This window comes from Cellulomonas sp. ACRRI (genome assembly GCF_022346185.1).
Taxonomy (GTDB): Bacteria; Actinomycetota; Actinomycetes; order Actinomycetales; family Cellulomonadaceae; genus Cellulomonas.
Genome location: NZ_JAKRMS010000012.1, coordinates 40727 through 49815 on the forward strand (window position 1 = coordinate 40727; position 9089 = coordinate 49815).

7 protein-coding genes are annotated in these 9089 nt (G+C 74.0%); 1 reads left to right on the top strand and 6 read right to left on the bottom strand.

The window, feature by feature from the left end:
- Positions 1–56: 56 nt before the first annotated feature.
- The 6 genes from MHY85_RS04585 to MHY85_RS04610 form a co-directional block, all read right to left on the bottom strand.
- Positions 57–2099, bottom strand: a complete 2043-nt coding sequence (locus MHY85_RS04585; protein WP_239193545.1) for a beta-galactosidase — start codon at positions 2097–2099, stop codon at positions 57–59.
- The gene (locus MHY85_RS04590; protein WP_239193546.1) at positions 2092–3030 is read right to left on the bottom strand and encodes an ABC transporter ATP-binding protein; all 939 of its coding nucleotides are present in this window, start codon (positions 3028–3030) and stop codon (positions 2092–2094) included. The genes MHY85_RS04585 and MHY85_RS04590 overlap by 8 nt, the downstream gene beginning before the upstream one ends.
- Positions 3030–3917: an ABC transporter ATP-binding protein gene (locus tag MHY85_RS04595; RefSeq protein WP_239193547.1), complete on the bottom strand. Its 888-nt coding sequence runs from the start codon at positions 3915–3917 to the stop codon at positions 3030–3032. The genes MHY85_RS04590 and MHY85_RS04595 overlap by 1 nt, the downstream gene beginning before the upstream one ends.
- The gene (locus tag MHY85_RS04600) at positions 3917–4927 is read right to left on the bottom strand and encodes an ABC transporter permease (RefSeq protein ID WP_239193548.1); all 1011 of its coding nucleotides are present in this window, start codon (positions 4925–4927) and stop codon (positions 3917–3919) included. The genes MHY85_RS04595 and MHY85_RS04600 overlap by 1 nt, the downstream gene beginning before the upstream one ends.
- Before the next feature lie 12 nt (positions 4928–4939).
- Positions 4940–5929: an ABC transporter permease gene (locus MHY85_RS04605; protein ID WP_166938559.1), complete on the bottom strand. Its 990-nt coding sequence runs from the start codon at positions 5927–5929 to the stop codon at positions 4940–4942.
- A gap of 75 nt (positions 5930–6004) precedes the next feature.
- Positions 6005–7720 carry an ABC transporter substrate-binding protein gene (locus MHY85_RS04610; protein WP_239193550.1) on the bottom strand — a complete coding sequence of 572 codons (1716 nt, stop codon included), beginning with the start codon at positions 7718–7720 and terminating at the stop codon, positions 6005–6007.
- Positions 7721–7840: 120 nt separating this feature from the next.
- On the opposite strand from MHY85_RS04610, the gene MHY85_RS04615 reads away from it, so the two are divergent.
- On the top strand, positions 7841–9089 hold a 1249-nt coding region (locus tag MHY85_RS04615; RefSeq protein WP_239193552.1), incomplete at its 3' end, for an ROK family transcriptional regulator.

The window sequence follows — 9089 nt, forward strand, 5'->3', positions numbered from 1 at the left end:
GGTGCTCCCGGGTGTCGCAGGGGTGGCTCAGGGTGGCGCAGGGGTGTCGCAGGAGGTCAGCGGCGCTCGCGGACGACGCGCACGCCGCCCGCCGGCACCGTGGTGACGGGCCCGACGTCCGTGCCGGTCAGCAGGTCGGTCCCGGACGCGGTGGCCGTGCGGTCCGCGTCGGAGTGGTTGAGCAGGAACAGGTAGGAGCGCCCGTCGCCGACGCGGCGGACCGCCTCGACGCCGGGGTCGGCCTCGGCGGTGCGGGGCAGCCCGGCCTCCTCGACGAGCCGGCCCGCGACCCGGTCGACGGCCGCCCGCGGCAGTGCGGCCCCCACGTACCAGGCGGAGCCGCCGCCGGGGACGGACCGCCGGGTCACGGCGGGCCCGCCCGCGAGCGACGACGTGGCGTACCGGACGACCGCCTCGGCACCGTCGAGCTCGACCCGCTCGGTCCAGTCCGCGACCTCCGCGCCGTCGTCCAGCCGGACGCGCTCGCCGGCCTGGAGCGGGTAGAACTCGTCGGTCCACGCGCCGAGCACGTCCTGCAGCGCACCGAGCCCGCGCCGCACGCGGCCGGTCGGCTCGCAGACGCCGGACAGGTAGGTGACCAGCAGCGTGCCTCCGCGCTCCGGCACGGCGCGCAGCCGGTCCGCCTCCGCGTCGGACAGCACCTGCAGCGTCGGCACCAGGACGAGGTCGTAGCCGGCCAGGTCGGTCCCGGGCGGCACGACGTCGCACAGCACCTGCCGCTCCCACAGCGCCCGGTGCCACGTGCGCAGCTCGCGCCCGTACCGCAGCGCCCGGTGCGGTGTCAGGCCGTGCTGCAGCGCCCACCCGGCCGGGTCGTCGACGACCATCGCGGCGCGCGCGGGCTCGACCACGGTGCCCTGCACCTCGGCCAGCGCCCGGAGGTCGCGCCCGAGGGCGACGACCTCCCGCCAGATCCGGGACCGGGTCCCGGAGTGCGGCACCATCGCGGAGTGGAACTGCTCGGCCCCCGCGGTCGAGGCGCGCCACTGGAAGAACAGCGCGCCGTCGGAGCCGCGGGCGACGTGGGCCAGGGCGTTGCGCGCGATCTCACCGGGGTCCTTGGCGCGGTTGCGCTGCTGCCAGCTGGGCGCCCCGGTGGAGTGCTCCATCAGCAGCCAGGGCCGCCGCCCGGCGGACATCCCGCGCATCCGGTCGCCGGCGAACGCGAGGTCCTGCTCCCGGTCCGGGTCGTCGACGAGCGTGTAGTGGTCGTTCGCGACCAGGGAGGTGTGCGGCGCCCAGGAGGCGTAGTCGACGACCTGCGCGCCGGGCCCGACCATCATGTTCGTGGTGACCGGGGCGTCGGAGTGCCGCTCCAGCACCTCCTTCTCGGCGAGGTAGTGCGCGAGCAGCGCGTCCGAGGAGTACCGCTCGTAGTCGAGGTACAGCCCGGGGTTCGGGGCCCCGTGCTTGCCGCGCGGCGGCAGGATCTCGTCCCACGCGCCGAACCGGTGCCCCCACTGCGCGGTGCCCCACGCGGCGTTCACCGCGTCGACGGACCCGTACCGCGCGCGCAGCCAGTCCCGGAACGCCGCGGCCGACACGTCGCAGTAGCACCGCGCGTTGCCGCCGCCGAGCTCGTTGCTCACGTGCCACAGCCGCACCGCGGGGTGCCGGCCGTACCGCTCGGCCAGCGCCTCGACGTACCGCAGCGCGTACCGCCGGAACACCGCGCTGCTCGGGCACCACGCCAGCCGGCCGCCCGGCGGCTGCTGGTAGAGGTCGGCGTCGTACGGCAGCACCTCGGGGTGCGCGGTGTGCAGCCACGACGGCGGGGCGGCGGTCGGGGTGGCCAGGTCGATCGCGATGCCGTGCGCGTGCAGCAGCTCGACCACCTCGTCGAACCAGGTCCAGTCGAAGGCGCCGTCGGCGGTCTCGACCAGGCCCCAGGAGAACACCCCGAGGGTGACCAGGTTGACCCCGGCCTCGCGCATCAGGGCGACGTCCTCGTCCCAGACCGCGCGGGGCCACTGCTCGGGGTTGTAGTCGCCGCCAAACGCGAGGCCGTCGACCAGGTGGACCGGCGGGGGTGCGGCGGCGGGCGGCGGCGGGACGACCGCGCTGACGAACTCAGGCACGCGCGCGCTCCTTCGCGACCGACGACGCGGCGACGGCCGCGGCCTCCGCCTCGTCGATCGGCACCCACGCCCCGAGCCCGTGGTCGTAGCAGACGGAGTTGTCGATGCCGTCGCGCGCCACGGCGGTGTCACCCTCGCGCCCGACGCTGCCGACCCGGTCCGGGTCGGGCGCGGCCATCGCGAGCAGCTTCGTGTAGTCGTGGTGCGGGTCGAGGATCACGGCGTCCGCCGGCCCGCGCTCCACCACCCGGCCGCGGTACAGCACGAGGATCTCGTCGGAGAAGTGCCGCGCGGTCGCCAGGTCGTGCGTGATGTACAGGACCGCGAGGTTGTCCTCCCGCTGCAGCCGGCCGAGCAGGTTGAGCACCCCGAGCCGGATGGACACGTCGAGCATCGACACCGGCTCGTCGGCGATGAGCACCTGCGCGCCCGGGGCGAGCGCCCGGGCGATCGCGACGCGCTGCCGCTGCCCGCCGGACAGCTCGTGCGGGCGGCGTGCGGCCATGTCCTCCGCCGGGTGCAGGTTGACCCGCTCCAGCATCTCCAGCACCCGGGCGTGGGTGGACGCCGCGTCGTGGGTGCGGCGGTGGATCCGCAGCGGGCGGGCCACGTGGTGCTCGACGGAGTGGAACGGGTTCAGGGACGCGAACGGGTCCTGGAACACCATCTGCACGTGCCGCTGGTAGACGGAGCCCATCACGGGCGTCCGGTCGTCCAGCTGCACCTCGATCCGCCCGGCGGACGGCTTCTCCATCCGGGTGAGCAGCTTGGCGATCGTCGACTTCCCGGAGCCCGACTCGCCGACCAGGGCGACGGTGCGCCGGGGCACCAGGTCGAACGACACCCGGTCGACCGCGCGCAGGGAGCTGCGGCGCAGGCCGGAGCGCAGGGCGTAGTCCTTCGTCAGGTTGGTGACGTGCACGCTGGTCATCAGGCCTCCTCGGGGTCGACGCCGTCGCGGATGAACGCGCCGCGCTCGCCGGACAGGCTCGGGAACGACCCGAGCAGCCGGCGGGTGTACGGGTGGGAGGGGGAGCGGTGCAGCCGCGCCGCGGTCTCCAGCTCGACGATCTCGCCGGCCAGCATCACCGCGATCCGGTCGCTGATCTCGAGCAGCAGCGGCAGGTCGTGCGTGATGAACACGACCGCGAAGTCGAGCTCGTCCCGGAGGCGGACGATCTCCCGGAGGATCTCCCGCTGCACCACGACGTCGAGGGCGGTGGTGGGCTCGTCCATGATCATGATCTGCGGCTCGAGCAGCATGGCCATCGCGATCATCACCCGCTGCCGCATGCCGCCGGACAGCTCGTGCGGATAGGACCGCAGCCGGGCGGGGTCGACGCCGACCCGGGTCAGGACCTCGGCCGAACGGGCCCGGCGCTGCGCCCGGGACATCCGCGCGTGCGCCCGCAGGGTGTCGTCGAGCTGGGCCCCGATCGTACGGACGGGGTTGAGCGAGTTCATCGCGCCCTGGAACACCATCGACAGCTGCGACCAGCGGAACCGGCGCAGCGGCTCGTCGTCCAGCCCGAGCAGGTCGACGTCGCCGCCGTCCCGGTCGTGGAACACGACCGAGCCGGACGCGATCCGGGCCGGCGGCTGGTGCAGCCGGTTGATCGCGTACGCCAGGGTCGTCTTGCCGCAGCCGGACTCGCCGGCCAGGCCGAGGATCTCGCCGCGGCCGAGCTGCAGGCTCGCGCCCCTCACGGCGGTGACGGGCTCCTCGACGTCGTAGACGACGGTGAGGTCGGTGACGGTGAGGACGGGGCGGCGCGCGGGCGCCGCGGCGTGCGGCACCCGGTCGGTGAGCGTGGTCATCAGGCGGCCTTCCTGGCGACGCGGGCGGCCGCCTTCGCGCGACGGCGGGCGGTGCGGGCGTTCTTCAGGCGCGGGTTGATGATCTCGTCGATCGAGAAGTTGACCAGGGACAGCCCCATGCCGAACAGCGCGATCACGAGGCCGGGAGGGACGAACCACCACCAGGCGCCGAGCGGCAGGGCGAACCCGTTCTGCGCGTAGAACAGCATCGTCCCGAGCGTCGAGGCGTTCGAGGCGCCGAGGCCGAGGAACGACAGGCCGGCCTCGCCGAGGATCGCCGCGATCACCGCGTACACGAACTGCGACGCGAGCACCGGGAGCAGGTTCGGCAGGATCTCCACGCCGATGACCCGCCACGGCTTCTCGCCCGACAGCCGGGACGCGGCCACGTAGTCGCGCGACCGCACCGACAGGGTCTGGGCGCGCAGCACCCGGGCCGAGGCCGCCCACGACGTCAGGGCGAGCACCACCGCGATCGTCCACAGCCCGCGGCTCTCCCGGGGCACGAAGCCCGAGATGACGATCACCAGCGGCAGGCCGGGGATCACCAGGAACACGTTCGACAGCAGCGAGAACCCCTCGTCCGCCGCGCCGCCCAGGTAGGCGCCGTAGATCCCGAAGAACGCCGACAGCAGCGTGGCGAGCACGCCGACCATGAGGCCGATCTGCAGCGACCCGCGGGTCGCGTACGCCAGCTGGGCGAGCACGTCCTGGCCGGTCTGGGTCGTGCCGAGCCAGTGCTCGGCCGACGGCGGGGCCAGGCCGACGTCGCTGATCGCGTCCGGGTCGCCGACCAGGTGCGGCCCGACCACGCCGAGCAGCACCACGCCGGCGATCAGCACGAGCCCGGTGGCGAGCCACGGGGTCATGGTCGGCAGCAGCATCCGCCACGCGGGGCGGGCGCGGGACCCCGCGGGGCGGGGCTCGGGCGTGGTGGTGGTCGGGGTGGTCTCGACGGGTCCGCCGGGGCCCTCGACGGCCACCTGCACGTCCGGTCCGATGTTCGTCATCGCCGGCTCCCCTCAGCCCTTCGCGCGGGTGCGCGGGTCGATGAGGCCGTACAGCAGGTCGACGACGAGGTTCGCGCCGAGCACGGCCAGGGTGATGAACAGGAACACGCCCTGCATGAGCGCGTAGTCGTTGTTGGTGACCGCGGCGAGCAGCCGTGACCCGATGCCGGGGTAGGAGAACACCTGCTCGGTGACCACGGACCCGGAGACGACGAACCCGAGCGAGATCGCGAAGCCCGCGACGGAGGGCAGCACGGCGTTGCGCGCGGCGTAGTTCCGCATCACCTGCCCGTGCGGCAGGCCCTTCGCGCGGGCGGTCAGCACGTAGTCCTCGGACAGCGTGGACACCATCATGTTGCGCATCCCGAGCAACCAGCCGCCGATCGACGCGACCACGATGGTGAGCGCGGGCACGAAGCCGTACTCGATCGCCGACCCGATGAACTCCGGCGACCAGCCGGGGTCGAGGACGACGTCGTAGCCGCCCTGCGACGGGAACCAGCCGAGCACCCGGGACAGCAGGTAGACCAGCACGAGCGCCAGCCAGAAGTACGGCACCGCGGCGAGCAGCGTGGTCAGCGGCACCGCCGAGTCCAGCCAGGTGCCGGGCCGCCAGCCGACGAACGCGCCGAGCAGCACGCCGATGGTCGCGGCGAGCACCGTGGCGATGCCGACCAGGACGACGGTCCACGGCATCGACGTGCCGATGACCTCGCTGACCGGGGTGGGGAAGTAGGTGACCGAGACGCCGAGGTCGCCGTGCACGAGGTTCGACAGGTAGGTGCCGTACTGCTGCAGCAGCGAGTCGGTGGTGTCGCCGCCCAGCAGGGCGGAGTAGGCCTCCCGCGTCTCGGGGGTGACCGTCCCGCCGCGCTGCTGGAGCTTGGCCAGCAGGATGTCGACCGGGTTGCCCGGGAGCAGGCGAGGGATGAGGAAGTTGAGGGTGACGGCGGCCCAGAGGGCGACCGCGTAGAAGCCGAGCTTGCGCAGGACGTAGTTCACGTCGCGACCTTCCGACGGCGGGGCGGGGGGCGGGGCCCGGACCGGGCGGCTGCGTGCCGCCCGGCCCGGTTCGCCTCAGCCCTCCGCCGGCTCCAGGCGCTTGAAGATCTCCGCGGCGTCGAACGCGGACCACACCGCCGGGAAGGCGTACATGTCGTCCTCGGTCGGCCAGCCGGTGAACCCGCCGACGTTCCACTCGCTGGTGGTGCCGCCCGTCAGGATCGGGATGTACGGCATGTCCTCGACGATCGCCGCCTGGATCGCGTCGAAGTGCGGCTGGCGTGCCGCGGCGTCGTCCAGCGGCATCGTCTTGAGCGCGTCGAGCGCGGCGTCCACGTCCGGGTTCGCGTACCGGGCGTAGTTGTTGCCCGCCGCCTCGCCGACCGGGGCGCCCGTCGCCGACGAGAAGAAGTACGTGTACAGGTAGTACGGGTCGGGCGCGGGGCCCTGCCACAGCGAGTCGATCGCCAGCTGGAAGTTGCCCTGCGTGCGGCGCTCCGTCCACTCGTTCCAGGACGACTGCGCCGTCTGCACGTCGATGCCGGCGGCCTTCGCCTGCTGCGCGATGGTCTGCACCGCGGTGATGTAGTCGGTCCAGCCGGTGACGACCTCGACCGTCACGGTGAGCCGCTCACCGTCCTTGGCGTAGATGCCGTCGGAGCCCTTGGCCCAGCCGGCGGCCTCGAGCACCGCGGCGGCGCCCTCGGGGTCGGCCTCCTCGGGGGCGACCGGCTGCTCGACGTCCGCCGAGATGGTGGCCTCCTGCGTGGAGGTCAGCGCGAACGTCGGCGAGATCTCGGACGCGGTCTCCTCGAACGCGAGCTGGTTGAGCTGGGTCCGGTCCATCGCGAGGTAGAGCGCGTGCCGGACGGCCGGGTCGGTCTGCGGGCCGGAGCAGCCGAGCTCGACGCTGGAGCAGGTCGCGAGCACCATCTGGTTCTGCGCGGCGGTCAGCGTGTCGTAGCCGGGGAAGTTCTCGGCGACGTTCTGGATGTCCGGCACCGGGCCGGTCTGCCAGTCGATGGTGCCGTTCGCGATGCCGTCGGCGCCGGCGGTGTTGCCGGACAGGGACAGGAACCGGATCGTCTTCACGGCCGGCTCTCCGCCCCAGTAGTCCGGGTTCGCGGTGTAGGTGAAGGCCTGGGGCTTGAAGTCGCCGAGCACGTAAGCGCCGGTGCCGACCGGGTTCTCGACCACGTCGGCGGTCGGGTCGACGTCGGCCCACAGGTGCTCGGGCACGATCGGCACCCCGGACAGCACGTCGGGGCCCTGCACGAACGCGGGCGCCTCGAACGTGAACGTCACGTGGGTGTCGTCGGTCGCGGTCGCGGTGCCCGCGTAGCCGACGTTGTTGATCGCGGGGGTGCTCGCGAGCAGGTCGTAGGTGAACACGACGTCGTCGGCCGTGAACGGCTCGCCGTCGGACCAGGTGACGTCCTCGCGGAGCGTGACCTGCAGCTCGGTGCCGTCCTCGTTCCAGGCGTACTCGGTGCCGAGCAGGGGGACCGGGTCGGACTCGGCGGCCTTGTTGATGAAGAACAGCTGCTCGTAGATCGCGCCCAGGCCGCCGATCCGGGACGGGGAGAACGGGTTGAAGTTGACCTGGTAGTCGCCGGACTGGCCGGTGTAGGCGACGAGCGTGGTGCCGTCGCCGGAGGCGCCGGTGCTGCCGGAGCCGCCGCCGTCGCCGCCGCTGCACGCGGCGAGGAGGGCGAGCGTCGCCGCGCCGGCGACGAGGGGGACGACGCGACGAGCGCGGCGTCGGGGCGTGCGTGCTGACCTGAGGAACATCGCTGGTCCTTTCCACCCGTCGCGGCCGACGGTCTGGTCGTGGCCGCGTCGTCGCGGCCCGGGGAAACGCAGGCATATCGTTACGTGCTTAAATTAAGCATGTCAAGATATGGTCGGGACATGCGAGCACCTCGTGCCGCGACCGGGGCGCTCGTCCTCGACCTGATCCGCACGCACGGCACGGTCAGCAGGGTCGAGCTCGCCGACCGGTCCGGGCTCACCGCGGCGACCATCACGCACGTCGTGCGGGACCTCATGGCCGAGGGCCTGGTGCACGAGGTCGGGCGCGTCACCGGCGGCGTCGGCTCGCCGCGCCGGCTGCTGGAGCTGGACGCCGGCGCGTGGTTCGCTGTCGGCGTGCAGCTCGACCGGTGCGCGAGCAGCGTCGTGGTGACCGACTTCGCCGGGCGCCGGGTCGCCTCCACCGGGGTGCGCGGCGTCGGTCGCGGCGCCCCCGACGACACCCTCCCGGTGCTCGCCCGGCACATCGACCTGCTGCTGGCCGGCGCCGGCATCCCGCGCGACCGGGTGCTCGGCGTCGGGCTGGTGACGCACGGTCCCCAGGACCGGGCGGCGGGGGCCGTGCTCACCGGTCAGCCGACGCCGCAGTGGCGCGACTACCCGCTCACCGGGACGCTCTCCCGGCTGCTGGGCCTGCCGGTGCTGCTGGAGAACGACGCGACCGCGGCCGCCGTGGGGGAGCAGTGGGTCGGCGCCCTCGACGTCGACACCTTCGGCGTGCTCTACATGGCGACGGGCGTCGGCGGCGGGGTGATCGCCGGGTCCGAGGTGTACCGCGGCGGCACGGCGAACCCGGTCGAGATCGGGCACGTGCCGGTCGACCCGGCGGGGCCGGCGTGCGCCTGCGGCAGCCGCGGGTGCGTCGAGGCGCTCGCGGGCCCGGGCGCGGTGGTCGCCGCCGCGCTGCGCGACCCGGCGCTCGCGGGCCGGCTCGGGCTGGCCGGCGGCGAGGACGCGGTGCTGGCCGACTTCCAGCGGGTCGCGCGCGCCGCCGTGGCCGGCGACGCGGCGTCCGCGGCGCTGCTGGCGGACTCCGCGCGGCACCTCGGCACCGCGGCCGTGACGCTGATGAACCTGTTCGACCTCGATACCGTCGTGCTGGCCGGCCCGGCCTTCGGCGTCGCGGGGCCGCTGTACGTCGCCGGGGTGCAGGAGGTGGTCGACGCGGGGGCGCTCGCGCGGCTGCTGCGGCCCGTGCGGGTGCGGCTGTCCCGGGACGTCCGGGTGTCCGCGGCGGTGGGCGGGGCGCTGGTGGTGCTCCGGTCGCCGCTCGGGCGGCCCGGCGCGAACCCGGCGGGCGCGGCGCCCGCGCCGCCGGCGACCGGCGCACCCGTACCCGCCCCTCGGC

What these genes read in the sequence shown, in the direction of transcription:
- MHY85_RS04590 (WP_239193546.1), bottom strand. Translation starts at nt 3,030, where the DNA reads ATGACCAGCGTGCACGTCACCAACCTGACGAAGGACTACGCCCTGCGC.
- MHY85_RS04595 (WP_239193547.1), bottom strand. Translation starts at nt 3,917, where the DNA reads ATGACCACGCTCACCGACCGGGTGCCGCACGCCGCGGCGCCCGCGCGC.
- MHY85_RS04600 (WP_239193548.1), bottom strand. Translation starts at nt 4,927, where the DNA reads ATGACGAACATCGGACCGGACGTGCAGGTGGCCGTCGAGGGCCCCGGC.
- MHY85_RS04610 (WP_239193550.1), bottom strand. Translation starts at nt 7,720, where the DNA reads ATGTTCCTCAGGTCAGCACGCACGCCCCGACGCCGCGCTCGTCGCGTC.